Source organism: Lyngbya sp. PCC 8106 (assembly GCF_000169095.1).
Lineage (GTDB): Bacteria > Cyanobacteriota > Cyanobacteriia > Cyanobacteriales > Microcoleaceae > Capilliphycus.
The window spans coordinates 40215-66707 of record NZ_AAVU01000029.1 but is presented as its reverse complement, the minus strand read 5'-3'; the positions used below and the strand labels follow the sequence as shown (position 1 = coordinate 66707).

The window sequence follows — 26493 nt, the reverse complement described above, 5'->3', positions numbered from 1 at the left end:
TTGGCTAATCTAAAACCTATCTGGAAATCAAATGAAAGTTTTGCATCTTAGTACCTCAGATATTGACGGTGGTGCGGCTCGTGCAGCTGATCGACTCCATCAAGGACTACAATCTCTAGATGTGACTTCCCAAATGTTAGTCCGAGCCAAATCTAGCATTGATAAAACCGTCATTCAAGAAACCCGTTTACTCACTAAATTAGGCCCTCCTTCTTCTAGTCTACCTTTAAAGTTTTATTCTAACCGTCCCCGGACTCGGTTTTCCGCTCAGTGGTTTCCAGATGCGCTTAGTCAAAAGGTTAAACAACTTGACCCGGATATTGTTCATTTACACTGGATTTGCAATGGATTTTTACAAATAGAAACTTTGGCTAAATTGCAAAAACCTTTAGTCTGGACATTGCATGATATGTGGCCTTTTACAGGCGGATGTCACTATACCGAAAACTGCGATCACTACACCCATTCCTGTGGAAGTTGTCCTCAACTTAAAAGCTATAAAAATTGGGATTTATCCCGTTGGATATGGCAGCGTAAAAACAGAGCTTGGAAAGATATAAATTTAACAATTGTGAGTCCTAGTCATTGGTTGGCTAACTGTGCTACATCGAGTTCTTTATTCAAGAATCTGCGAGTTGAAGTTATTCCTCATGGTCTGGATTTAGAGAAGTATAGAGTGATTGAAAAACCCCTAGCACGGAAACTACTCAATTTACCCCTTGATAAACAATTAGTTCTTTTTGGAGCTTCACCGGGAACAACTGGAGATCCCCGCAAAGGATTTCAATTACTACAACCCGCACTACAAAAACTGATTCAGTTGGAGTGGAAAGACAAAATTGAACTGGTGGTTTTTGGAGGTTCTAAACCGGAGAAACCTTTAGATTTAGGATTCAAAATTCATTATCTCGGTCAATTTCAAGATGATATTTCTCTGGCATTAGTTTATTCCGCAGCAAATGTCATGGTTGTACCCTCAATACAGGAAGCGTTTGGACAGACTGCTTCTGAAGCTCTAGTTTGTGGTACACCTGTAGTTGCCTTTGGAGCAACAGGCTTAAAGGATATCGTTAATCATCAGCAAAATGGTTATTTAGCTCAACCCTTTGAAGTGGATGATTTAGCGAGAGGAATTACTTGGGTGTTGGAAGATCAAGATCGTTATAACCATTTGTGTTTATGCGCGAGAGAGCAAGTTCAGGATGAATTTAGCTTAGAAACTCAAGCCCATCGTTATCGGTCTCTGTACACTGAAATCATTCAAGGAACGGGTAAATAGATCCTTAAATAACTTGCTTTATAGAGTTATTTATGCGATCATAATAAGTGAATATATTATTCACAACAAAAGTTGGTACTGACTCAAGAATAAAAAAAAGTTAAAACCAAATTCTAGAGAGAGTTGATCAAGCGATAAATAGTAGTAAACAATCTCTCTGATTTATTCAGTTTTATAATAAGAAAACCACAAATAAAATGCTAAAAAAATCTCAAACCAGCCGTTCTTTATTGTCTTCCATCAAGTTTGTTGCACCGAACTTTGATCGGCCAATTTTTATTATCAGCGCTCCTCGTTCCGGTTCAACCTATTTTTATCACTGTATCAGAAAAATGAAGGATATTTTCTCCTTCGGGACAGAAAATACCCCGATGTGGATCAGGATGTTTCCCTATCAAAGAAATATTCCTCAATCTGATTATATCGATCCCGATGAGTGTAACGAACAGGTAATTAATGCTCTTAAATCCTTTATTGTTATCAAGGGAATCACTCATGGATTTAGTTTAGAAAATCCCTTAGTTAAAAATCAAGATTTGCAAGTGGCTATAAAACATTCTTTATTCAGAAAGCCAATTCGTTATATGGAAAAAACAATTGCTAACTGCTTTCATCTCGATGCACTCGAAAAAATATTTCCAGATGCTTTATATATTCATCTTGTTCGGGATGGACGGCCGACTATTTCTTCAATGATGGAAGGATGGGATGTCTTTGTAAAGGTGGGAGCAGGTCTTACCTTTCCGGAAAACTCCACCATTTCTCACTGGTCTTATGCTTTACCTCCGGGCTGGAAAGATTGGGTTGATAAACCCTTAGAAGAAATTTGTGCTTGGAGTTGGGTAGAACATAATCGTTACATTCTCGAAAAATCAGAAAAAGACCTCAACTTTCAGCGAAAGTATATGCGAGTCTATTATGAAGATTTTATCAATGATCCTTTGCCTGTCATCGAACAGGTATCGAGTTTTTGTCAACTAAAAGTTACCGAAGACTGTCTCAAGTACGTCAAAGAAAAGCCCCAAAGCCGAACGACAATATCAGCCCCTAAAAAAGATAAATGGAAATCAAAAAACAAAGAAAAAATCGAGAAAATTATCCCGATGATTTCTCCACTGATGTCTCAACTTAATTATAGCAATTTTGCCAAAGATTGATTTATCAATAAAAATTCATCAATTCCTTCTAAAAGGTTTAAATATAAACGAGGTAAAATCGTGATATACACTGTAAATTAGGAAACTGATCGTGATAGAAAATTTAACATTATCTCAGTCAAATGTTCAGCAATTTCCGAGCTATATCAGATTAATGCTGTTTGACCTGTCTTTAAGAGGACATCATCCGATCTATATTCGTCATCTGATTGAGTATTGGCACAAATATAATCTGCTAGGTAATCTTGATATTGTCGTATTACCTCAATTTCTAGAAGAACATAAAGATGTTGTCAATTTAGCTGCTAGCTATACTCAAAATGCTATAAATTTTGTGGCAATTACTTCCGAGGAAGTCGCAATTCTTAATTCTCGAAAGCCGAGAATTAAAAGATTGATGCGAAACTTTCAAGAGTGGAAAATATTCTGTAATTATGCCAAACGTTTACAAGCAACTCACGGTTTGTTGATGTACTTTGATACTTGTGAAATTCCTTTGGCATTGGGAGTTAAATCACCTTGTGAATTTTCAGGGATTTATTTCCGACCCACATTTCACTATTGCCAGGAACTGACAAACTATCAGCCTTCTCGTCAAGATAAAATTCAGCAATGGCGAGAACGAGTGTTTCTGTCTCGTATCTTGAGAAATTCTCAGCTTCAAAATCTATTCTGTTTAGATCCTTTTGCGATTAAATATATTAATCAGTATAAAGGTAATACAAAGGCGATTCATCTGCCCGATCCGGTAGAACCTATCACAGTTTCACTCGATCAATCTCACCAACTCAAAGAAAAATTAGGCATCGAACTCCATCGAAAGATCTTTCTTCTGTTTGGAGCAATTACATCACGGAAGGGAGTTTATCAGCTTTTAGAAGCCATCTCACTTTTATCTCCTGAAGAATGCCAAAAACTCTGTTTAGTTTTAGTTGGAGAGTCGGGGATCTCAGCCGATCTCGAAACTAAAATAGAAAAACTTTGCCAAGTTAAACCTGTACAGGTAATTCGCAGATATGAGTTTATTCCCGATGAGGAAATCCCAACTTACTTTAGAATGATTGATGTTGTCCTAGCCCCTTACCAACGTCATGTAGGAATGAGTGGAATTTTACTCTTAGCCGCTGCGGCTGAAAAACCTGTCCTGAGTTCAAACTACGGTTTAATGGGAGAAATAGTCAGACGCTATCAACTGGGTTTAACTGTTGATTCAACTATTCCTCGCGAAATAGCTCAAGGGTTGAGTCAACTTTTGCAAACTGATCTTGAGCAACTATATAATCGGACTCGTATGAAGTCTTTTGCAGAAGATAATTCGGCTGAAGCCTTTGCTCAAATCATTTTTGAGAATATTGGTGTTGAGCAGCTAGACAAAAGTGAAACTAAGGGTTAAAAGTATCTTAGCGATCGCAACTGCGATACCCAATCCTTCTTTAAAACTGAGGAATGCCTAAACTCATTATCCAGATTCCTTGCTACAACGAAGAAGAAACCCTGGAAATTGCCCTTGCCCAACTTCCCCGTCAAATTCCCGGTATTGATACCGTAGAATGGCTAATCATTAACGATGGTAGCCTAGATCGCACCGTCGATGTCGCTCGTACTTGCGGGGTTGATCACATTGTCAGTTTTGAATACAATCAAGGCTTGGCCAAAGCATTTATGGTCGGAATAGAAGCCAGCCTCAAAGCGGGCGCTGATATTATTGTTAATACCGATGCCGATAACCAATATTGCGCGGAGGATATTCCCCGTTTAATAGAGCCGATTTTACTGGGTTATGCCGAAATTGTGGTCGGGGCTAGACCCATTCGCCAAATTAAACATTTTTCCCCCAGTAAAAAGTTCTTGCAACAACTCGGAAGTTGGGTGGTTCGTTTAGCTAGTAGTACGAATATTCCCGATGCGCCCAGCGGATTTCGGGCATTTAGTCGCAACGCAGCCATGCAAATCAATGTTTTTAATGAATATACTTATACCCTAGAAACAATTATTCAGGCTGGACAAAAGGGAATTGCCATTACTTCGGTTCCGGTTCGGACTAATCCCGATTTACGACCTTCTCGTTTAGTTAAGAGTATTCCCTCTTATATTAAACAGTCAATTTTTACAATTTTACGCATTTTTATGACCTACAGACCGTTACGTTTTTTTACGGTCTTTGGGAGTATTCCTTTTACTTTCGGATTTTTGTTGTGTGTGCGTTGGCTCGTGTTATTCTTTGAAGATATGACCCGAGCAAGAACACCGAGCTTGATTTTAGCGGCAATTTTAATCATTATTGGTTTCCAACTTTGGATGTTTGGTTTAGTGGCGGATGTGATGGCAGTTAACCGAAAAATTTTAGAAGATGTACAGTTACGATTACGAAGATCGGAGTTTGAAAAGTTTACAAAATCCAAACAAAATCTAAGTAATACGGATTCATTGCAGTGATCAAGCGGCTTGTTTCTATCGTCATTAGTTTGGGGATTTTGCTCATGCTTTATTCTCAAATTGATATTGTCAGTTTAGTTGAGATCTTTCAAAATTGCGATCGCCAATGGATGGTGATTAGTTTAGGAATGGTAATTCCGATTACTATGATCACAGCTTGGCGACTCCAACAACTCATGCCACAGGGAACAAGTTTGAGATTTACTGAGGCGAATCGTTTAATTTTAGCGGCTTCTGTTCTAAATATGATCTTACCCTCGAAAATGGGGGATATTGTCAAGGCTTACTTCATGCAGCAACGGGGACATTTAAAGGGATCATTATCATTATCTCTCGTTGTCTTTGAAAAGACTTGCGATCTTTTATCACTCTTGTTATGGTGTGTTCTAGGGTTAATCGTTTATCCTGAGAAAGATCTCTTATTCTGGACAATGACCCTCGGTGTTAGTGTGGGCTTGATTGCTGGAGTGTCACTTTTAGGATATCGTCAAATCGCGGATTACTTTTTCTTACTCAGCCGAAAAATTACACCTAAAAAACTGGGAGAAAAGCTCAAAAAACTCCAAGTCTCTTGGGGAGAGATGCACGAGTATTTTTGGAGTGATAAAACTCAACTGTTGAAAATTAGTGCGACTTCTGTTTTTATTTGGTTTCTCCATTTACTGCAAATCTGGTTTTTTATACTCGCCTTAAATGCTTGGACTCCATTTTGGGCAAATTTAGCCCTTTCTCCCTTAGCAATTTTAGCCGGATTATTACCCTTAACCTTTGCTGGAGTTGGAACCCGTGACACGGCATTAGTCTTACTTTATCAACCCTATTTTGATGCGACAACAGCAGCGGCTTTAGGTTTACTTTGTACCTCTCGTTATTTCCTCCCGGCACTGGGTGGGCTTCCCTTTTTAGGACAATATCTCGATCTAGCACGTCAGAAGTATAAATCTAATCTTTTTAGACATTAATGTAGTTATTTAGTAATGAAAAATCATCGTATTGCTTGGCTTTTAACCTCCGCATTTTACTACTGGCATCCTCCTTTAGCTGAGTTAACGAAACTGTTTCCTGAAACAACAGCTTTTGTCGCCAATTGGCGGGGTTATTCTCCAGGTTTTGAAGACTCTTTTAAGATTGATATTGTGGGAGAACGAAAAATCATACCCATTATGAAATCATCTCAGGGTTATGGTTACAGTTTTACCTATCTACCGTTAAATATCGTTAATCGATTGTTGAAGTTCAAGCCTGATGTAGTTTTTTCTAATTCCTTTGGGATTTGGACAATGCTGGCTTTGCTTTTAAAACCCTTGGGAAAATGGCGAGTTGTGATTGCTTATGAAGGAAGTTCACCCAGTATTGATGCTCGAAATTCTGCCCCTCGGTTAGCCATAAGACGGGCGATGGTGAAAGCGGCTGATGCTTGTATTAGCAATTCTCAAGCCGGTAAAGCCTATCTAACAGAAATTCTTGATGCCCAAACCGAACGGGTTTTTGTACATCCCTATGAAGTTCCTGCGGTTCAAGCTCTTTTTAGCCAGTCTTCTGATTCTCAAGTTTTTTCGCAATCTTGGAAGAAACCTGTATTTATTTATGTCGGAAGTATTATTCCCAGAAAAGGATTAAATTTTCTGTTAGATGCTTGTACCCACTTAAAAAAGCAAGGACATACAAATTATACTGTTATAATAGTAGGAGATGGTGATCAACAGGAAGAACTCAAGCAATTCTGTCAAGAGAATGAATTAAACGATTGTGTGCAATGGATAGGTAGAGTCAAATATGGAGAACTCGGAGCCTACTTTCAGAAATCAGATGTGTTTGTTTTACCGACTTTAGAAGATACTTGGGGAATGGTAATTTTAGAAGCAATGATATTAGGAAAACCCATTCTCTGCTCAAAATTTGCAGGTGCTTCTGAATTAATTAAGGAAGGAGAAAATGGCTACTGTTTTGACCCTTATACTCCCGAACAATTAGCCGAGTTAATGATGTCTTGTATTCACAACCCCGAACAAAATGCTAAGATGGGTGAACAATCAGAACAGATCATGACTCAATACACCCCTGAAGCTGCTGCTCACTTTTTGAGTAACGTGATCAAATCTTTAAAACCTTTTAAGAGAAGTTGATGGGTAGAGGCTTGAGCCAATCAAAAAGAATTTGCCTTGTTATTAAGGAGAGCGACTGTAGAAATTATGAATGAATATAAGCAGCGGAATCTTGCACCAATTTTTATTGTTAGTTCAGGTCGGGCCGGGACTACACTCCTGCGAGGAATTCTAAACGCTAGCAATCAAATCTATTTTCCCCATGAAAGTGATTTTATTGCTAGAGCTTATCCGTTTTATAAAGACAAGCAAAGTTTGACTGAAGAAGATTACCAATTTTTAGTTAAGCTTTTTATTAAAAATTCTCAGAAATCAGGATGGGGAATGACAGAAGAATATCTTCTTTCCTATCTAAAACAACAAAACTGTCAAACCTTGGCAGAAGTTCAGAGTGATATTTGTCAAGCCTATTTTGAACAGGAGCATTTAAAAAACTTACAATGGGGTATAAAAACTCCTGTTTTAATTTTTCATTTAGATCAAATTAGAGGTTTGTTTCCCGATGCTAAAATTATCCATATGGTACGGGATGGTCGAGATGTAATTTTATCCTATAAAAAAGTTCATCAAACTGAAGAAGGTAAAGCTAAATTTGGCCCTTCAGGGATAATTACTGGGGCATTTTATTGGATTGATGGTATCCGACGAATTGAAAGATTTAAGTCAGACCGGAACATCTACGAATTCACCTATTGCGATTTAGTCACCGATTCAGACAACACATTGGAGAAACTGTTTCACTTCCTCAATATTAATTATGATCCATCGATTTCCCAAAACTATTATCAAGCTAAGCAAAATAAAGACCTTCTGTTATCCAGTCATAAGAAAACCATTCATGCTAAAATTTACCAAGGAATTGATAGCAACAATATACAAAAATTCAAAGATGAAATGTCAAGCTTTGATCAATTAATATTTGAGTTAATTGGTTCTTCTTACTTGGAGAAATATGATTATCCTATCCAGCATACCTGGACAACATGGAAAATTTTTACCGTCCTTAGACAACCTCTTTATTTTGTGGCAAGACAATTTAATAACTGGCGTTATCATCGCCGAGATCTGCAACGCTATCAAAGAGTTAAAAATCAAATTGAATAAATTTATGAGTATTGATCAGCAATAAAAAGAGTAGTCTGATTTCTTCATAAACAATCAAAGAAGGCTTCAGATTGCTTTATTTTCCTTCAGAAAGGTATCTTACTATTTAATTTTATAGATATCAATTGCAATCTTTAATCCCATTTCTGTACCATTCAATTTATGCGGAGGAAAAACAAAAGCTTTGAGTAGTTTAAAAGTTCTCATTTCAGCCTATGCCTGTCGTCCGGGAGAAGGTTCTGAACCCGGAGTCGGATGGAACATCGTTCGAGAACTGGTTAAATACCACAAAGTCTGGGTATTAACCCGAGAAAATAATCGTCCGGGAATAGAAGCTGAACTCAAAAAAAATCCCTTACCTGGGATAGAATTTATCTACTGTGAACCCTCCGCTTTAGTGCAGAAACTCAACCGAAACCAACGACTGGTTTATTTACACTACTATCTTTGGCAAATTTCAGCTTATTTTATTAGTCGCAAACTGCATCAACAAATTGGCTTTGATCTCGTTCATCATGTCACCTACGTTCGTTATGCAGCACCCAGTTTTTTAGCATTACTTCCTATTCCTTTTGTTTGGGGGCCAGTCGGTGGGGGAGAAGTTGCACCTTTAGCCTTTCGCAAAGACTTTAGTTCTTCAGGAAAACGCTATGAAATGATTCGAGATATTGTCCGAAACATAGGAGAACTTGACCCCTTTGTTCGCCTAACAGCCCAACGAAGTATTCTAGCCAGAGCAACCACCGAAGACACCGCTCAAAGGCTGCGAAAACTCGGAGCCACTCAGGTCGAAGTCATCTCTCAATTAGGACTATCTCAAGAAGAAATTACTCAACTCGGAGAAGCTGCTCAAATTGAGCGAAATCTGATAAGATTTGTCAGTATTGGTCGTTTGTTACACTGGAAAGGGTTTCACTTAGGATTACAAGCTTTTGCTCAAGCTAACTTACCCAAAAATACAGAATATTGGATAATTGGTGATGGCTCAGAGATCCAAAGACTTGAGACTTTAGTTGAGACATTAGGCATTCAAACCCAGGTTAAATTTTGGAATAAGCTCTCTCGCCAAGACACCTTAGATAAACTCAAACAATGTGTAGCTCTAGTTCATCCAAGTTTACATGAATCTGGCGGGTTAGTTTGTTTAGAAGCAATGGCAGCAGGTTGTCCTGTTATCTGTTTAAACCTGGGCGGGCCAGCACTTCAAGTCACAGAAGAAACAGGCTTTAAAATCTCTGCCGAGACTCCTGAACAGGCAATAGAAGGTTTAGCCTCAGCCATGAAAACTTTAGCTGAAAATTCCGAATTGCGAATGCAGATGGCGAAAGCCGGACAAGAGCGAGTTCAAAAAGAATTTTCTTGGGACATTAAAGGTCAAAAGTTAGCTCAACTTTACGAAGAAATTATTAGTTAATTTTCAAAGTATAGGAGTTCATTGAATGATCAATAAAACCAATTTCAAAAGTAAACCCGCAGTCATTCTATTTAATAGCCTTTTACTTCCGCCTTCGCAAACCTTTATACGAGACCCTGCGGAGAAATTGCAACAGTTTAATGCCTATTATGTGGGTTCTCGTCGAGTGCAAGGATTGGAATTACCAACCGAACGAACTTTAGTCATTAATTCGGGGAGTTTTAAAGGTAAAATTGATGAACAAATATTTAAACTATCTGGCTTTGCTCCCCAACTTTATCGTCAGATTCAGCGGTTAAATCCAGTCTTAATTCATGCTCAGTTTGGGTTGAGTGGAGCTTTGATGTTACCCTGGATAGAATCACTAAATATTCCTCTTATTGTTCACTATCGAGGTGCCGATGCTACCGTTAAACCCGAACAGTCTCGCTATATATCTCTGAACCATTGGATTTATTTTAACCGTCTAGAAGCACTGAAACAAAAAACAACATTATTTTTAACCGTTTCTAAATTTATTCAGAAAAAACTCTTAGAAAATGGCTTTCCTCCTGAAAAAATTAGACCTCACTATCACGGCGTAGATATTAACAAATTTTGTCCTAGTCCAGAAATACAGCGAGAACCAATTGTTTTATTTGTTGGACGTTTAACCGAGAAAAAAGGCGGTGAATATTTAATCAAAGCCATGAGTCAGGTTCAAACCGAAAAACCCGAAGTTAAACTGGTGATCATCGGAGATGGAGAGTTAAGAACTAAACTAGAAACTTTAGCTGCTCAAAAACTTAAAAACTATCAATTTTTAGGAACACAACCCCCAGAAACGGTGCGAAATTGGATGAACCGATCTCGTATACTAATATTGCCCAGTATAACTGCTTCTCAAGGGGATTCAGAGGGATTACCCAATGTGGTTTTAGAAGCTCAAGCTATGGGACTTCCTGTAGTGAGTACCTATCATGCGGGAATTCCAGAAGCAATCATTCATGGAGAAACAGGTTTTCTCACCCCAGAAAAAGATATTAAAGGATTAGCTGAATATAGTTTACAGTTATTAGATAACTTAGAATTATGGCAACAGTTTAGTCAGCGAGGGCGAACACAGGTTGAGAGCAATTTTAACCAAGATAAACAAGCGGCCGTGTTAGAAACAATTTATCAATCTATTCTTGATCAAAGGAACAATTAAATGCGTATTCTCAGTATCCATAATAACTATCAAGTTCGAGGCGGAGAAGATGAATCTACCCAAGCCGAAGCCAATCTTCTCAGAGAACAAGGACACGAAGTAGATAGCTACGAAGAACACAACGATCGCATTTCTAGCTTGAATCCCGCTCATTTAGCCCTGAAAAGCATTTGGTCTCAAGAATCTTATCACATTGTTCAACAAAAGCTGAAAAAGCCCACCGATATTGTACACGTTCAAAACTTTTTTCCTCTGATTTCTCCCTCCGTTTATTATGCGGCTCGTTCTGCGGGGGTTCCTGTTGTACAAACCTTGAGAAATTATCGCCTAATTTGCCCCAACGGACTCTTTTTTCGTCAAGGTAAAGTTTGCGAAGACTGTCTCGGAAAACCCATTCCTTATCCGGGATTGATACACGCTTGCTATCGAGAAAATCGCCTAGCAACAGCCGGAACAATTGCCATGTTAACAACTCACCGAGCGATTAATACTTGGTTAAAACAGGTGAATATTTTTGTCAGTTTAAGTCAGTTTGCTCGACAAAAATTTATTGAAGCAGGATGGCCTGGAGAGAAAATAGTTGTTAAACCTAACTTTGTTTCTCCAGACCCCGGAATCGGATCGGGAAACGGTGGATATGCGCTGTATGTCGGTCGGCTTTCCGTAGAAAAAGGACTCGATATTTTACTTCAAGCTTGGGAACACCTGAAAACTCCTATTCCGCTTAAAATAGTGGGAGACGGCCCCTTATCGGGTTTGGTGGTTGAAGCCACTCAACGAATGCCTAATGTCGAATGGTTGGGACGCAGACCAATGGCTGAGGTTTATGACATGATGGGAGAAGCGATGTTTTTGGTTTTTCCTTCAAAATGGTATGAAACCTTTGGTCGAGTTGCGATAGAAGCCTTTGCGAAAGGGACTCCGGTTATTGCTTCTAATTTAGGAGCGATCGCCGAATTAGTCGATAATGGTCGTACTGGACTGCATTTTCGTCCGAGCGATCCCTTAGACTTAGCTACTCAAGTCGAAAAAGCTCTGAGTTACCCTCAAGAATTAATGCAAATGCGTCATGCTGCTAGAGCCGAGTTTGAGGCAAAATATACTGCGGAAAAAAACTACCATCAGCTTTTGGAAATTTATGAAATTGCTTGTCGTATATCAAGTTGAAGTTTGTCAGGCGTAAGGGGCTTAGAATTTGTGAAATCCTCTGATCATACAAGAGAAATAGACTACTATTATCGACCTCCTAAAAAGCGCAAAGGATATTTTCAACTCTCTACTCTAGTGCTTTTTGGGTTTTCTTCAGCTTTTTTCCCCCGAGTTTTAACCTTATTAAAATTTCCGTCTATTATTAACCTTGCTCATTTGGCTATTATTCCCTGGTTGTGTATATTTATACTACTCAAAAGTAAGGTTAAAGATCGTCAACAAATCGCAATTGTTCAGGAACTAACAATTGCAGTAATAATTTTTTTTTGCGTTAATATTGCTAGTGCAATTTTAAATAATGCAGGTTTAATTAATGCCTGTTTAAATTTTTTGTTTTTTTGTGAGCATTTTCTTTTACTCATTGCAATTATTTGTTTACCTCTGACCCCAGAGAAGTTATTGAGATTTCGAGCCTTTATTATTTTTTCTTCTTTTACTAATACAATATTTGCTTATGTGCAACGCTATGTTTTAAATCTACATCTCCGTCAAGGTCTCGCAGATAATATAAAAGGTGTTTTTATTGGAGGGGGAGCGGGTCATGTTGTCGGAGCTTCGGTTGCGCTAACGTTTGGGGTATACTATTTTTCTGCGGCTAAAAAAATCCCAATTTTGTTTCGTGCCGCTGTGGCGATGGCTACTTTTTGGCATATGAATATGGCGGACGCTAAACAAGCCCTTCTTGTCTTTGGAGTAGCAGGAATTATATTGTTAATTAGCAAATTTCAGAATATTGTAGAAGCACTTAAATATATAACTGGAGGTACAATATTCGCTTATGTATTCTTTTGGGCTGTAGAAAATGTAGAAGCTCTTGGAGGTTTTCAAACCTGGATGCGACCTGAAATTTATGGCCCTGAAGGAGAAGCAACCCTTTTAAAAACAGCAACCTTTCGTATTGTTCCCACGTTCTATGATTCACCTTTACATCCTTTGTTGGGTTTGGGGCCAGGTCATACAGTCGGACGATTAGGAGGATGGATGCTTCGAGAATATGATAGTCTATTGCGTCCACTCGGTTCAACCGAACATCCGGCAAGTATTGCCGTTTGGCAAGCAGTAGGGGATAGTTGGTTAGGAGATCAATCCAGTATGTTTTCTCCCTTGTTTGGTTGGGCGGGAATCTGGGGAGATGTAGGATGGCTCGGTTTAATTTCTTTTCTATATATTTGGTGGGTTGTTTGGCGACGACTCTGTTTCGATGATATTTCTAGACTTCTAGCTCTTACTCCTCTAGTTTTTGGATTAGTTTTTACGCAAATGGAAGAACCAGGTTATATGCTTTATGTTGCCAGTATCATTGGACTTCGATGGCAAGAATATCATTGTCAAAAACAAAATCAAGTAAGTGAAGTTGTTGCACCTCAGCAAATTAACAAGCGTCCTAAATCGCTCAAAGATGTATTTCAGATTGTATTACTGTTAAAATAAATATTGGTAATCCTTGAAATTATCATCCAATTTCCGTTTGATTTTTAAATAAAACTCTAGGGTGAACTATGATTTACAAAATACTATTTTTAATTGGACTAACTTTTGTTACTTCTAGCTGTGTCTGGAAAGACAGTTTTACCCAAAAATTCTTCCAAAATTCAAGATTAGATGTATCACAGAATGGAATTCTACTGAATAGCAGAATGAGTTCTTCTCAAGCTCAACGAGAAGTTTTTCCAAATATTTCAGAAGCAGAAGGAGGGATTATTAATGTTAAAGATTATGGCGCAAAAGGGAATGGCGTAACTGACGATACTGAAGCTTTTAAACAGGCTATGAGTCGAGATGAAATAGCTAACGGGAGCAAAATTATCTATGTTCCCAATGGGACTTATATTGTAAGTAATACGATAGAATGGCCGAAAGGATCACATAGTGGACTTTACTATAAACGCACAACCCTTTTAGGTGAAACCAGAGAAGGAAGTATTATCCGGCTTGTGAATAATAATCCTAAATTTTCAACAGGAGAAAGCAAACCTGTTTTAGATACAAAAGATAATCGAGCCAATGGATTTCGGAACCGTATTGAGAACCTAACTGTTCATGTAGGTGCTGGAAATAAAGATGCAATTGGAATCAGAATTAATTCTAATAATGGCGGGGGTATCTTTAATGTTTCGATTATTTCCGGTGATGGTCAAGGAGATCGAGGTCTGGACTTAACTTCTACAGAAATAGGCCCATTACTGATTAAAAATGTCTCTGTAGAAGGATTTAAGCGAGGTATTTTAGTTGGCGGTGGAACAACTAACTCGCTCACGATGGAAAATATTACTTTAATGAATCAAAATCAAGTGGGAATTGAACAAGTTATGCAAGTTCTCACCATTCGCAACTTAAAAAGTATTAACTCAGTTCCGGCTGTTTTTGTGAAAGGTCATGGAGCAACATTCACTTTATCTGGAGCAGAACTTCAAGGATCAGGTGGAGAAACCGCAATCATTACAGAATATCGTCAAGATGGTCGAGAAACTCCAGGCGAACGGCGAACAATCAACGTATTTTTATCTGATATTAAGCAGAGTGGATATCAAAATACAGGTGAAATTTATAACTGTGAAACCGGACAATTGGAAACCCTCAAAGGAAACATTGAAGAATGGAGTTGTGGTAGTCCATTAACCGGATTTTCAACCCAAAATAAGATGCTCAAACTACCTGTTAAAGAAACACCGGACATCCCACATGACCTGAATAATATTATTGTTGTAGAAGGGAATACAGGAGCCGATATTCAAGCCGCTATTGATACTCCAGGAGTGAAAACGGTATTTCTTCCTAACCAAACTTATGAAGTCAGTGAACCGATACTTATTCGAGGTAGCGTCAAGAAAATTATTGGGATGAGAGCGCGTTTTTCGCTCGATTCAGTTGATCCGATTTTTCGCTTTGAGGAGGGGGATGAACCCATCGTTATGATTGAACGTATGGAAGGGCCAAGCATTGAGCATAACTCCCAACGTACCCTTGTAATTAAACACGCTTGGTTAAAGTCTTATCAAAATACAGATAATGGTATTGGTGATCTTTTTTTAGAAGATATTGTCTCAGAAAATGTAAAAATTCATCATCAAAATGCTTGGGCTAGAAGTTTGAATGTAGAAGGATTACCGACTGACTCTGAACCTAAAATTCTCAATGATGGGGGTCAGCTTTGGATTTTAGGACTCAAAACAGAGAAACCCGGTACAATTTTAGAAACCAGAAACAATGGTTCTACAGTAGTCCAAGGAGGATTTATTTATATTAACTCTGATATTCCAGATACCACACCTCCTCAAGCTCAATATATCAATGATAATTCCAGAGTAGCGATTATTACTCGTTCTTATCTACCCACAGCAACCGGATATGAAGTCTTAGTTCGAGAAACAAAAGAGAATACAACTAAAGACATAATCAACCCTAACCGTCGAAAGTTAGAGAAAATTTTTCCGTACTTAGGTTACTAAATCTATCTCAACTTTTGACTATTTGGATTTTTTCCGAAAGAAAGTTAACAGCGAAGATTCTTCCTGATAAATTCCACCATTCTTGTTTAAATTCTTTCCGATTGGCTTCTGGCTGTAAGCAGATTGATTATAATAACTATGACCGTAGGAAGTCAACGGAACATTTTTAGCTCGATTGGCAACAATCCCGAGAATAGGAGTGCTAAATTTAGAACGATCTTTTAACTGATCTAAAGCACTTTCAAGAACCGAACGCTTGACCTGACCCAAACCTGTCACTAAAATCAAACCATTTGTTTCTGCGGCCAATAAAAAAGCATCAGCCAGTCCAGTTAAAGGAGGAGTATCATACACAATCAGATCAAAAGCAGATCTTAATTTAGACATCAAATCTAACATTTTTTGAGAGGCTAACACTCGAATTGGATCTGGAGGAATTGAACCTGCTGTTAACACAAATAAGTTATTTTCTTGAGGAGATTGCTGAATGACATGATTGAAATCAATGTCAGTCGAAATCACATCTGTTAACCCTTGCATATTTGCGAGTCCTAAAAAATAATGAAGACTTGGATGACGCAAATCCGTATCGACTAATAAAACTCGTCTACCTTGTTCTGCTGCGGCTTGAGCGAGATAAATTGCAACTGTTGATTTTCCCTCTCCCGGCTGGCTCGAACTAATCACAACCGAACCAATAGCAGCGTCTGGACTCAAAAGCCGAATATTTGTATATAAGGATCGGAAAGCTTCATAAAAAATAGAAACTAATTGTTGAGGTTGATTTTGAACACCCAAACTCAATTCATTGGCATCACTCTGCAAAAAGACATTACCAATATCGACAGTTCGATTGTTACGTTTAAGATTTTTATCAAACGGAATAATTCCCAGTAAAGGAAGTCTCGCAATATCCTTAACCTCTTTCGGTGTATAAAGCATATTGCTCAATTTATCAAGCGCTAAAGCAGCTCCCAAACCCAGCAGCATCCCTAAAACCGATCCCAACACTAAGTTTTTCTTAACACTCGAAGAAGAAGGTTTTGGTTCACCCGCAGGAGTAAGTAGCTGCCAAGGTTGCTCTCGTTGAGCCGCATCAATTTTAAATGCTTCTCGTTTAGACAGGAATTGATTGAGGTTATCTGTTGCAATCGTTAATTCTCTTTGAATATCTGTATATTCCCGACTCACTACAGACAGTTGCTTAACTTGTTGATTGAGACGATTCAGAGTATCAGTCAAAATCTCATAACGGGCTTCTAATTCTCGAACTTGGCTGGCTAAATCCCTGGCAGCTTGTTCTCCTTCTTGACGAAGTAACGGCAGTAATCTTTCCCGTTGTTCTTCCAACAATTGAATTTCTGGACTTTCTTCTAAATATAGAACAGATCCCTTTGCGATCTCATTATCAATCGCTCGTAATTCACTCAGAATTGCTTGGTAGCGAGAACTTTGAGTAAGTATCGAAGCCGAAGCCGTTTCAGTCGTTGTTGATGAATTTGCCAGTTGTTGTTGGAGATTGGTATAAACCGCTTGTGCTTGACGTAGTTGTAACTGAGCATCAAGACGCTGTTGTTCAATCTCAGTAATTTGAGTCGCTAGTTGTTGACCTGTCGTTGCTGGATCGACTAAGTTATACTTTTGCCGTAGTCCTTGTAAACGTTCTTGCTGAGTTTGCACCCGATCATGTAAATATGGAAGTTGCTCTTCAACAAACTTAATTCCCTTCAAAATATCAGTTTGGCGAACTTGCAAACTATACTCAAGATAAGCTTCAGCCACTAAGCCTAAAACCGATTTCACTAACTCAGGATTCGGACTTCGATATCCCACAATCAAAAGATCTGGATCTGACGGTTTGACATTGAGGTTACTAGCCAATGCACTGTAGTTAATCCCTGGGTATTGAGCCTGAAGTTGTTCAACAACCGGATCAAGAACTTTAGGGCTTTTGAGCAGTTTAAGTTTAATGGCATCGGCATTCACTGCAACGATATCCTCTCGACTACTCAAGGTTTCTGGGTTAGTCGAAGAAATCACTTGAGTCTCAATCGTAACTGGCTCTGTTAAAATCTCAAATTGGGCTTGATAAATAGTCGTCTCAGTTGCTGCCTTGTAAGCCGCCCCTAATGCAACAATCGTCGTCATTCCAATAATCAGCAAAACACGACGACGAATTGCCCCCAGAAGTTGACCAAGATCTAATCCTCCCTCGTCATCATCCTCGGGAGGGGGAGCATAGGTAGTTGGTAGTGATTGAGAATTTCGTCCAACCGGAATCATAAGTTCCTACAAAAAAATAACCTAACTGCGAGATAACCGCATTTTCACCCTCACTCTAGCCCCAGTATAGTTAATTCTTTAACTCAAGACCCTAAAAGTTTCTGAAAACATCAATAAACGCAGAAGGCACTACAAATAAAGACCGAATACGATTCAAAGGAGTGACAATTTTATCCACAGTATCGGAAATATTCGCCAAGGTAGAAGGGGTAACAATCACCACATCATTGTTGCGGAGTATGGGATTCGTCTGCTCGTTGGCATTTTGAGTAAAGTCAAGTTGGACTCGGCGTTGCTCAACTGTACCATTGGGATTATAACGAATCAGTTCGATTAAACCTTCATTTGCCCGAGAGTTAAATCCACCTGTTCTTAACAGAGCTTCATTAAGCGGGGTATTCGGTGGAATTTCTACCAATCCCGGTCTTTGTACTTCTCCAACGATGTTAACGCGGATTGTATTGGGTGCAAAACTGGCTTCCGCAATTTGACCAATTTCTTCGGGATTGACTTCGGTTGCCGTTGGCACAAAAACCGTATCTCCCTCCTGTAAAATTGTATCTTGAGTTGCATCTCCCTGTTTTAACAATTCCCAGAGGTTAATCGTAATCACGGTTGGTAAACCCGAATTGCTGACCCGCCGAATCTCTATGGAGCGAATATCGGCTAGCGGCTTGATTCCACCTGCAACTTGAATCGCCCTAGTAACCGTTGGAGGTGTATTTCCATTAGCACCACTACCTGGAATGCCCGCTTCACCCGTTCTCGAACTTCCTGTAACTGTATACGGGCCTGGTCGAAACACTTCACCAATAATTGCAATATTCAACGGTTCGGTTTGAGAAGCCGCAAAGCTGGCTGTCCTGAGTTGAGAAACCTGAGCTAAGTTAATATTGTCAACTGAAGGAACAAAAATACTATCCCCTTCTTGCAATAGAATATCTTGTCCGAGATCTCCCCCTTCTAATAACGGCATCAAATCAACCTCCAGGGTTTGCTCAAATCCCGTATTTGTGATCCGACGAATCTGAATGGAGCGAATATCAGCCATCAACTTCACTCCCCCCGCTTGCTGAATGGCTTGGGTAATGGTCGGAATCCCACTGGATGCACCCGTTCCAGCGACCACATAGGGGCCAGGTCGTTGAACTTCTCCCCCTACCGCAATACTAATCGGTTGACTTTGATCGGCCGCAAAGCTAGCATTAGCCAGTTGAGAACCTACTACCGGATCAATCTGACTCATCGTCGGGATGAAGATTGTATCTCCATCTCGCAATGAACTGTCATAACTGAGATTACCCGTTTGCAAAAGCTGCCATAAGTTTACATTAATGATTTCTTCTGAACCATCTCGACGGGGACGCCGCAGTTGAACTTGTTCCAAATTCGCTGATTGAGTAATCCCCCCCGCTATTTTAATGGCTCGGCTAACGGTGGGTAATTTCGATCCTTCTAGACTGAGAGTATAAGATCCCGGACGATGAACTTCTCCGGCTATCCCAATGATTAAAGGTCGAGAAGTAACTAAACTGACTGTAATTCGCGGTTGTCTAAGAATTCTTGCACTTTCATATTGAGTCGCAATTAGAGTAGCAGCTTGTTCGAGTGTCAGCCCCTCTAGCACAACACCCCCAATTTGCGGTAAATTAACTGTGCCATTCACCAACACTTCAAACTCACCACTATATTGAGGAGCTTGAAATATATTGATGCTAATGCGATCACCGGAGCCTAACCGATAAGCATCTTCTGTTTGGGGAGGATTGAATGACAAGTTGACTGAACTCGTTTGAGGGACGGCTGAGGCTTGAGCCAAACCCAGATTGGGAATCGCCAACACCACTAATATTAATAGACTCAGGTATCGAAATGGCTGATTTCGTTCAATCCGTAGAGTTAGCTTGTTCATCGTGATCGCAGCCGATTATTTTTCCCACTCAAAACCCATTGTATTTTCAAGATTAGACTCTCTACTCTGCTCACTCAATAATATGGAATATTTGATCTCAAAACTCAGGCAAAATTAGACCTGAAGTGCTTGGCACTTAGAAAGGGGTGCATCTATGCTAGCACAATGTTTCAGCTTCTTCTATAGTCAAACAACTAGAGCTAGAGTCCACTGCTAAATCTCCTGAGTCAATGATATGATCAGAGCGATGTTTCCAAGATTGATCAGATGAAAAAACGGGTCACGCTGACATTTCCTCGAACCTCCGTTCAAGTCCCGATCACCTATCGGTTGGCGAAGGATTTTAATGTAGCATCAAACATTATCCGCGCTCAAGTTACACCGAATCAAATTGGCACTCTTGTTGTAGAATTATCCGGAGACATTGATCAACTTGAAGCTGCTATTGATTGGATGCAATCCAAAAATATTAAGGTTTCATTAGAACGACGAGAAATTCTCATTGATGAGGAAATTTGTGTCGATTGTGGTTTGTGTACAGGAGTTTGTCCGACTGAAGCTTTAACCCTTGATTCGGATACCTTTTATTTGACCTTTACTCGCTCACGCTGTATTGTTTGTGAACAATGTATTTCTGCTTGTCCAGTCCAGGCAATTTCAACCAATCTTTAAACGTCAAATATCTTCTCAATGAGATTCTGGGAATTGAAACGTGAAAAAGACGACTTGGCTTTCTTTATTCCTGTTGATTTTAACTTATATCACTTTTGGATGGACGCTATTTGAAGCGGAAATAAATCTCTATGAATGGGGAGGTATTATTACAAGTGTTGTCATCTTGTGCTTATTATTTACGACTCCAATCAATCAGTTGCAAAAGCCGATTGTTAAATGGTTTAAAACCGATTTTGGGACTTTTATCTCTATACTGTTAGGCTCTTTTCTAATTGTTGTGATTGCCACCTACTTAAACACTTTTGCTAAAATTCTCTTAATTCTTTCTGCAACTACATTAGTTCGGATGGAACTGCAAACTTTAGGAATCAAAAATTGGTCAGCTTTTTTTATACTGTTGATCACTTCTCTTTTGGGTTTGGGATTAGGACTAGGATTTCACTTTTTGATTGATAATTAAATGCAACCTCAAATTTCAACAATTCCACTCATCAAACTCGCTTCTGGCGATCATTTATCTCTGCAAGTTTACAAATTTCAAGGTGCAACACCTGGAAAAAAAGCCTATATCCAGTCAAACTTACACGGGGCTGAAATTAGTGGAAACGCTGTAATTCATCATTTAATTGCAGATTTGATCAAATTAGATCAAACTCAACTCAGCGGTGAAATTTGGCTGGTTCCCGTTTGTAATCCTCTCGGAGTCAATCAACGCGCTCATCATTTTTCCTCTGGCCGCTATAATAGTTATGATGGCAAAGACTGGAATCGCATCTTTTGGGACTATGAAAAAACAGAAGTCGATATCGCAGAATTTGCGCGATCGCAACAGCATTTAAGCTTACCAGAAATTCAGCAAAACTACCGCAAAAAAATATTAGAACGCTTTCAAACTCTAATTCAAAATACAAAAAATCAAAGTCAAAGCTCTTATTCAGAATATTATCGCACGATTTTACAATCTCTCTGTTTGGATGCAGATTATGTGATTGATTTACACAGTTCTAGCAATCAAGCGATTGATTATTTATACTGTTTTAAAAGTCGAGAAGAAAGTGCAAAAGCCTTCTTGATCGATTACGGAATTCTGATGAATAACTACGATGGAGATGCCTTTGATGAAGCCTTTCTTAAACCCTGGTTAGCCTTAGAAAAGCAATTGTCCTCTCTGGGAAAAACCGTTCAATTTGACATTGAATCTTGGACATTAGAACTCGGTTCAGGAATGAAAATGAATCCAGAATCAGTCGAAAAAGGAATTCGCGGGATCAAAAACTATTTAGCTCACAAAAACTTGTTAAAAATCGACAATTTTCCATTATCAGAAGCCACAAACCATCCTCTAAAACTCACCCTAAAAAGCCATGCTAAACGATATTATGCACCCACAGGCGGAATGATTCAAAATCGAGTTGAACTGGGAAGCTTCGTCAACACAGGAGAAACCCTCTACCAAATTCTCAGCTTTAACAAAACCGAAAACTTACCGCAAATTATAGACATCAAAGCCGAATCAAGCGGAGTCATTTTTGATGTTTCCACCAATCATACCGTCAATCAATGTGACTATGTATTATCCGTCATGGAACAAGTCTCAACCTAAAGATAGATGAAAATATTTTGATACCTCAGTCTACTCATCAGTATTTTTCGATGGGTGACAAACATTGAAATAACTCTGCGATGCGGTACAGAAGATTGGTAAACTAAATCGTGTAAAACCACTCACAACAGACAAACCCTTGCTAGACGAACAAGCCAAAACCACAATACTCCGCAAAATTCCTCACGCCCTGTACATTTGCGGAGTCAAAGACGGCGAAGAAGTTAACGGTTTCACCGCCAGTTGGGTGATGCAAGCCTCCTTCAAACCCCCGCTAGTCGTCAACTGTGTCAAACAAGACTCAAAATCCCACGCCATGATAGAAGCCAGTGGAGTATTTTCTCTGAGTTTTCTAGAAGATGGCCAAAAAGAAATGGCTCAAAAATTCTTCAAACCTCAACGTCGAGTCGGGAACAAATTTGAAGACGTAGAATTCTACTTGGGAGAAACAGGCTGTCCAATCATCACCGACTCCTTGGGCTATGTAGAATGTCGGGTTGTCGGCAGCGTACCTCAAGGTGATCATACCGTTTTTGTGGGCGAAGTCATTGCCGCAGGTGTACATCGAGACGGAGAAATCTTATCACTGGCTAGTACAGGCTGGAACTATGGCGGTTAAAAATTAGTGACCCCTCAGACCCCCTCAAAAATTAGTTTTCTACCTCTCAAAACTTAAACTATGCCTTTAATCAAAGTTCAAACTTCAGTTTCAACACCTGAAAAATCGGAAGTTGAAACCCTACTCAAAAGCCTGTCAGCCGCATTAGCCAAGCATTTAGGAAAACCCGAATCCTATGTGATGACAGCCTTTGAACCCAATATTCCCATGACATTCGCCGGGACAACAGACCCCGTTTGCTACATGGAAATTAAAAGTATTGGCTTACCAGAGAGTAAAACCAAGACGATGAGTGCCGATTTTTGCCAAACCATCAATAAAGCTTTAGATATTCCAGTCAATCGCATCTATATTGAATTTGCGAATGCTCCCGGAACCCTGTGGGGTTGGAATGGAACGACCTTTGGTTAAAGTGAGAAATCAAGAAAACAAATCTTCAATTCTCTCTGATGTGAAAAATTTCGACCGTTGAGGAACTTCAATCGGGCTTAGAAATTCTTTACAAAGTAAGAGGCTGTGATAGTATCTGGATGGATTTGCACGACTTATTCAGTAGGCGATACAAGCCTATAGCCTGTGGTGGAGGAGAGTCCAGGGATGCTCAATAGGATGTCAGAGGGATATTTAACGGGTCTGGGAAACCATAGCCAGCCACACCCCCTGCGAATTGGAGTGATTGGGGTTGGTAATATGGGACAACATCACACCCGAGTTCTGAGTTTACTCAAGGATGTCCAGTTGGTGGGTGTTGCGGATATTAATGTAGAAAGAGGGCTAGATACTGCTAGCAAGTATCGAGTTCATTTTTTTGAAGATTATCAGGATTTACTCGAACACGTCGATGCCGTTTGTATCGCGGTTCCCACTCGTTTGCATTATTCTGTGGGGATGAGCTGTTTACAAGCGGGGGTTCATGTTTTAATTGAGAAACCTATTGCGGCGAGTATTGCTGAAGCCGAATCTTTGGTTAATGCTGCTGCTAAATATCAACGGATTTTGCAAGTCGGCCACATCGAACGCTTTAACCCGGCGTTTCAAGAGTTGAGTAAAGTTCTCAAAACTGAGGAATTACTGGCTTTAGAAGCCCATCGGATGAGTCCTTACTCGAATCGCGCTAACGATGTCTCCGTTGTTTTAGATTTGATGATACATGATATCGACTTATTACTTGAGTTGGTTGCTTCTCCTGTGGTGCGACTGACAGCCAGTGGGAGTCGAGCGGCAGATTCGGGTTATTTGGATTATGTTACCGCAACACTAGGCTTTGCCAACGGGATTGTTGCTACGTTGATTGCGAGTAAAGTGACTCATCGGAAGTTGCGTTCTATTGTCGCTCATTGTAAAAGTTCTCTGACTGAAGCTGATTTTCTCAATAATGAAATTCTGATTCATCGTCAAACGACAGCGAATTATGTCACAGACTATGGCCAGGTTCTTTACCGCCAGGATGGATTGATTGAGAAAGTTCACACGAGTAATATTGAACCTTTACACGCGGAGTTAGAACATTTTGTTCATTGTGTTCGCGGAGGGAATCAACCCTCTGTCGGCGGTGAACAGGCTCTCAAGGCTTTACGTTTGGCAAGTTTAATTGAGCAGATGGCTCTTGAAGGTCAAGCTTGGAATTTAGAAGAACTGGAGTATCATTTGAATTCCTCAGCCGTTCGTGTCAATTAAAGAAGGCAGCAGCTAGAAGCCGAAAGTATCATTCAATACTATAGGGTAATCTCAAGTTTTTTATCAAGGGCGGGACAGAGTTCCCGCTCTTTGTTGTTGATGTCTGCTATGGCGCTACGCACTAGGGAACAGGGAACAGCGGTGCGACTAGGCGCGATGTTCCATCCGCTCTGCGTAACGCGCACCAAGAGAGGGAACAGTAGACTGGGCTGGGGTTTTAGGATTTAGAAATGACAATCATGTATTCGCGTAGTGCTATATCTTTCTCTCCATCTCCCTATCTCCCTATCTCCCTATCTCCCTATCTCCCTATCTCCCTATCTCCCCACCTCCCCCTGCACCCCATCAATCAGAGGTCACCCAAATATTTAAGTAATTATAAGTCGAGTGAGGTTGGGTGGTTCGGTTTTCTCTACCGAGTCGAGTTGACAGTCTCGGTAATACTCTGTTACATTAGTTTACATAAGTTAATAAAAGTTAAGGAGTTAACACACATGATTTACTTAATCGCATTAGCGGCTTTATTCATTGCAGGTTGGTCTGCGGCTGCCGTTATCGGTACGATGGCCTATTTCCGAGGCGAACAAAGCAAGCCAATTCACCAACGTAACTGGGACAATGATTCCTTTGAACAAATTGCTCAGTCTGTAACAGGTGCAGAAATTGACTATAACGAACGTGTTCCGGCTTATGCCTTGGATGCCTACGCTAGCAATACGTTCTAAAAATGCAACAACAAAAGTGTAGCCCCTCATCTTGGCACTTACAGCTTGCTGAGGATAGAGTTAAGGTCTTAGAAGCTAGGTTGTGATATCTCTCATTAGGTGGAATGAAGGATATCACAACAAATCTAGACTGAGGTCACAGCCGGGCGGGGTGAAGTACACTTATGTTGGAGATAGATTTACCTCAAGTTAAAACATCTGTTATCGCCTGTTAAAGGGAAGTTTCAGAGTATTAAACTTGCTCGGTAATTGCCTTAAACTTTTTCACTTTGAATCTTTAATTTCAATTATTTTTTAAAACTTGTTTTAATTCACGGTGGTATGAAATAGATTTCTTCTCTCCTAGAAACAACAATGGTTTCAAATCTCTCCCTTTAGCAGTCTATCATTAGGCTGCTTTTTATTTTGACCTAAATTATTCCCAACCCTTGAGAATCTGAAGTTAATGATACCAGCTTAACGAAAATGTTACTATAATTTGATTTAGACCAATGAGCGAGAACTTAAGTTCCGGCTTAACTTTCTTATTTTCCCGAGTTCAATCCTAATTTTAGCGTCATCATTGATAATAGACAGTAAACTCAGACGTTAAATAAATGATGGAATTTTTATCCTTATCAATCATCTTCAGTGCAATTCTTATTTCTGACTAAATTTTCAACGGTCAGTACAAACTCTCTGAACGACTTTTAAACAAGTTAGATCAAACAATTACTCAAGTTCAACAGCGAAATAAATAGAAAACAATTGGATTCAACTTAACTTCAATTGATAAATCAGAGGATAAAAGCACAATGAGAATTAAGATAAAACCCTTAATTCATGTTCTTAAAATTTCCAAAAACCCAGATTACTTAGGAGATATAGCACTACGCAAATTGGTTAGGACATTTCTAAATTCTGAAACCCTCTCAGGCGTGTGCATTCCTTGGCGGCTTACAAAGCCGCAGGGTCACACCGCTTTCATAGTCTGCTGTTCCCTGTTCCCTAAGATTGCAAACTAAGTCTCGCCGGAAACCGCGCCCGCCGCAAGGCAAGCGCTGTTCCCTATTCCCGATTCAAGTAGCGCTATATTCCATCACCCACGATCTTTTTCATGTATTGCTAGGCTTTGATACCAGTTATGCTGGAGAAATCGGAGTCTTAGCATTTGCACCCGAACAAAACCTTGAAATAATGCGGGAGAAAGTTAGCCATGTCTTTTAAGACATGGACGAATAGCGACGCGGCAGATTTTAATCTGCCATTACTTTCCTTTCTGATTTTCGATGTACTTTTTAATGGTTTCAGTTGAAGCATTCCCGGTCGTCGCACAGAAATAACTGGGAGTCCAAAGAGTCGGTAATTTGAGTAGATGTGGATATTCTTTTCTTAAATGATGTGAGGCTCTTCCTTTAATTCTCTTTATTATTGTTGAGGGCGAAAAAGTTGGGTCAACCTCTAGAAATAAATGAACATGGTCAGGCATAACTTCTAAGGCTATTAATCTCCAGTTGTTTTCCACACAAAGCTCAAAGATTATATCTTGAAGTCTCATTGCCACTTCTCCTACCAATACTTTCTTTCTCCTCTTTGGACAGAAGACAAAATGGTAGTTGAGTAGTGTTACCGAGTGTGGATTTATGCGGTATTCATCAGGATGACGTTTCATTAAGTG

The 26493-nt window shown here is 39.5% G+C and carries 22 protein-coding genes; 19 read left to right on the top strand and 3 right to left on the bottom strand.

Annotated features, from left to right (window positions below):
- Positions 1-31: 31 nt before the first annotated feature.
- The 12 genes from L8106_RS18700 to L8106_RS18645 all read left to right on the top strand — a co-directional run bounded on the left by L8106_RS18700 (position 32) and on the right by L8106_RS18645 (position 15342).
- Positions 32-1279, top strand: a complete 1248-nt coding sequence (locus L8106_RS18700) for a glycosyltransferase family 4 protein (protein WP_009785970.1) — start codon at positions 32-34, stop codon at positions 1277-1279.
- Positions 1280-1476: 197 nt separating this feature from the next.
- Positions 1477-2436 (top strand): sulfotransferase, encoded by a 960-nt coding sequence (locus tag L8106_RS18695; protein WP_009785969.1) that lies wholly within the window; start codon positions 1477-1479, stop codon positions 2434-2436.
- 91 nt (positions 2437-2527) lie between these two features.
- Entirely contained in the window at positions 2528-3829 is a 1302-nt protein-coding gene (locus tag L8106_RS18690) for a glycosyltransferase family 4 protein (RefSeq protein ID WP_009785968.1), read from the top strand.
- A 53-nt stretch (positions 3830-3882) separates the two neighbouring features.
- Positions 3883-4872 carry a glycosyltransferase family 2 protein gene (locus tag L8106_RS18685; protein ID WP_009785967.1) on the top strand — a complete coding sequence of 330 codons (990 nt, stop codon included), beginning with the start codon at positions 3883-3885 and terminating at the stop codon, positions 4870-4872.
- Positions 4872-5834, top strand: coding sequence for a lysylphosphatidylglycerol synthase transmembrane domain-containing protein (locus L8106_RS18680; protein WP_039896692.1), 963 nt, complete (start codon positions 4872-4874; stop codon positions 5832-5834). The genes L8106_RS18685 and L8106_RS18680 overlap by 1 nt, the downstream gene beginning before the upstream one ends.
- 15 nt (positions 5835-5849) lie before the next feature.
- A complete protein-coding gene (locus tag L8106_RS18675; RefSeq protein WP_009785965.1) occupies positions 5850-6998 on the top strand; it encodes a glycosyltransferase family 4 protein in 1149 nt (382 codons plus the stop codon).
- A 66-nt stretch (positions 6999-7064) separates the two neighbouring features.
- Complete coding sequence (locus tag L8106_RS18670; protein WP_009785964.1) at positions 7065-8081, top strand: sulfotransferase; 1017 nt, start codon at positions 7065-7067, stop codon at positions 8079-8081.
- A gap of 184 nt (positions 8082-8265) precedes the next feature.
- A complete protein-coding gene (locus L8106_RS18665) occupies positions 8266-9495 on the top strand; it encodes a glycosyltransferase family 4 protein (protein WP_009785962.1) in 1230 nt (409 codons plus the stop codon).
- 25 nt (positions 9496-9520) lie between these two features.
- Positions 9521-10684 (top strand): glycosyltransferase, encoded by a 1164-nt coding sequence (locus L8106_RS18660; RefSeq protein WP_009785961.1) that lies wholly within the window; start codon positions 9521-9523, stop codon positions 10682-10684.
- Positions 10685-11851 (top strand): glycosyltransferase, encoded by a 1167-nt coding sequence (locus L8106_RS18655; RefSeq protein ID WP_009785960.1) that lies wholly within the window; start codon positions 10685-10687, stop codon positions 11849-11851.
- A gap of 30 nt (positions 11852-11881) precedes the next feature.
- Positions 11882-13324, top strand: a complete 1443-nt coding sequence (locus L8106_RS18650) for a hypothetical protein (protein ID WP_009785959.1) — start codon at positions 11882-11884, stop codon at positions 13322-13324.
- A gap of 206 nt (positions 13325-13530) precedes the next feature.
- Complete coding sequence (locus L8106_RS18645) at positions 13531-15342, top strand: glycoside hydrolase family 55 protein (RefSeq protein ID WP_009785958.1); 1812 nt, start codon at positions 13531-13533, stop codon at positions 15340-15342.
- A gap of 18 nt (positions 15343-15360) precedes the next feature.
- Here the strand turns inward: L8106_RS18645 and L8106_RS18640 are convergent, their stop codons facing one another.
- Both L8106_RS18640 and L8106_RS18635 read right to left on the bottom strand, forming a co-directional pair.
- Complete coding sequence (locus L8106_RS18640) at positions 15361-17625, bottom strand: polysaccharide biosynthesis tyrosine autokinase (RefSeq protein ID WP_009785957.1); 2265 nt, start codon at positions 17623-17625, stop codon at positions 15361-15363.
- Positions 17626-17716: 91 nt separating this feature from the next.
- Positions 17717-19537 (bottom strand): SLBB domain-containing protein, encoded by a 1821-nt coding sequence (locus L8106_RS18635; RefSeq protein WP_009785956.1) that lies wholly within the window; start codon positions 19535-19537, stop codon positions 17717-17719.
- 267 nt (positions 19538-19804) lie between these two features.
- Here L8106_RS18635 and L8106_RS18630 point away from each other — a divergent pair, with 267 nt between their 5' ends.
- The 7 genes from L8106_RS18630 to L8106_RS18600 all read left to right on the top strand — a co-directional run bounded on the left by L8106_RS18630 (position 19805) and on the right by L8106_RS18600 (position 24836).
- Positions 19805-20209 (top strand): NIL domain-containing protein, encoded by a 405-nt coding sequence (locus tag L8106_RS18630; RefSeq protein WP_009785955.1) that lies wholly within the window; start codon positions 19805-19807, stop codon positions 20207-20209.
- A gap of 40 nt (positions 20210-20249) precedes the next feature.
- A complete protein-coding gene (locus tag L8106_RS18625; RefSeq protein WP_009785954.1) occupies positions 20250-20672 on the top strand; it encodes a hypothetical protein in 423 nt (140 codons plus the stop codon).
- Positions 20673-21815 (top strand): succinylglutamate desuccinylase/aspartoacylase family protein, encoded by a 1143-nt coding sequence (locus L8106_RS18620; protein ID WP_009785953.1) that lies wholly within the window; start codon positions 20673-20675, stop codon positions 21813-21815.
- A 139-nt stretch (positions 21816-21954) separates the two neighbouring features.
- Complete coding sequence (locus L8106_RS18615; protein ID WP_009785952.1) at positions 21955-22434, top strand: flavin reductase family protein; 480 nt, start codon at positions 21955-21957, stop codon at positions 22432-22434.
- A 60-nt stretch (positions 22435-22494) separates the two neighbouring features.
- Positions 22495-22845 (top strand): phenylpyruvate tautomerase MIF-related protein, encoded by a 351-nt coding sequence (locus tag L8106_RS18610; protein ID WP_009785951.1) that lies wholly within the window; start codon positions 22495-22497, stop codon positions 22843-22845.
- 186 nt (positions 22846-23031) lie between these two features.
- Complete coding sequence (locus L8106_RS18605) at positions 23032-24111, top strand: Gfo/Idh/MocA family protein (protein ID WP_009785950.1); 1080 nt, start codon at positions 23032-23034, stop codon at positions 24109-24111.
- 494 nt (positions 24112-24605) lie between these two features.
- Positions 24606-24836: a photosystem II protein, Psb35-related gene (locus L8106_RS18600; protein WP_009785949.1), complete on the top strand. Its 231-nt coding sequence runs from the start codon at positions 24606-24608 to the stop codon at positions 24834-24836.
- A gap of 1246 nt (positions 24837-26082) precedes the next feature.
- Here L8106_RS18600 and tnpA read toward each other — a convergent pair.
- A complete protein-coding gene (tnpA, locus tag L8106_RS18595) occupies positions 26083-26487 on the bottom strand; it encodes an IS200/IS605 family transposase (protein ID WP_039896665.1) in 405 nt (134 codons plus the stop codon).
- Positions 26488-26493: the final 6 nt, after the last annotated feature.

Bases quoted from the DNA above. Each gene is read 5' to 3' on its own strand.
- L8106_RS18660 (WP_009785961.1), top strand. From the start codon at position 9,521: ATGATCAATAAAACCAATTTCAAAAGTAAACCCGCAGTCATTCTATTT.
- tnpA (WP_039896665.1), bottom strand. From the start codon at position 26,487: ATGAAACGTCATCCTGATGAATACCGCATAAATCCACACTCGGTAACA.
- L8106_RS18640 (WP_009785957.1), bottom strand. From the start codon at position 17,625: ATGATTCCGGTTGGACGAAATTCTCAATCACTACCAACTACCTATGCT.
- L8106_RS18605 (WP_009785950.1), top strand. From the start codon at position 23,032: ATGCTCAATAGGATGTCAGAGGGATATTTAACGGGTCTGGGAAACCAT.
- L8106_RS18685 (WP_009785967.1), top strand. From the start codon at position 3,883: ATGCCTAAACTCATTATCCAGATTCCTTGCTACAACGAAGAAGAAACC.
- L8106_RS18610 (WP_009785951.1), top strand. From the start codon at position 22,495: ATGCCTTTAATCAAAGTTCAAACTTCAGTTTCAACACCTGAAAAATCG.
- L8106_RS18695 (WP_009785969.1), top strand. From the start codon at position 1,477: ATGCTAAAAAAATCTCAAACCAGCCGTTCTTTATTGTCTTCCATCAAG.
- L8106_RS18700 (WP_009785970.1), top strand. From the start codon at position 32: ATGAAAGTTTTGCATCTTAGTACCTCAGATATTGACGGTGGTGCGGCT.
- L8106_RS18630 (WP_009785955.1), top strand. From the start codon at position 19,805: ATGAAAAAACGGGTCACGCTGACATTTCCTCGAACCTCCGTTCAAGTC.
- L8106_RS18670 (WP_009785964.1), top strand. From the start codon at position 7,065: ATGAATGAATATAAGCAGCGGAATCTTGCACCAATTTTTATTGTTAGT.
- L8106_RS18675 (WP_009785965.1), top strand. From the start codon at position 5,850: ATGAAAAATCATCGTATTGCTTGGCTTTTAACCTCCGCATTTTACTAC.
- L8106_RS18645 (WP_009785958.1), top strand. From the start codon at position 13,531: ATGAGTTCTTCTCAAGCTCAACGAGAAGTTTTTCCAAATATTTCAGAA.
- L8106_RS18620 (WP_009785953.1), top strand. From the start codon at position 20,673: ATGCAACCTCAAATTTCAACAATTCCACTCATCAAACTCGCTTCTGGC.
- L8106_RS18600 (WP_009785949.1), top strand. From the start codon at position 24,606: ATGATTTACTTAATCGCATTAGCGGCTTTATTCATTGCAGGTTGGTCT.
- L8106_RS18655 (WP_009785960.1), top strand. From the start codon at position 10,685: ATGCGTATTCTCAGTATCCATAATAACTATCAAGTTCGAGGCGGAGAA.
- L8106_RS18635 (WP_009785956.1), bottom strand. From the start codon at position 19,537: ATGAACAAGCTAACTCTACGGATTGAACGAAATCAGCCATTTCGATAC.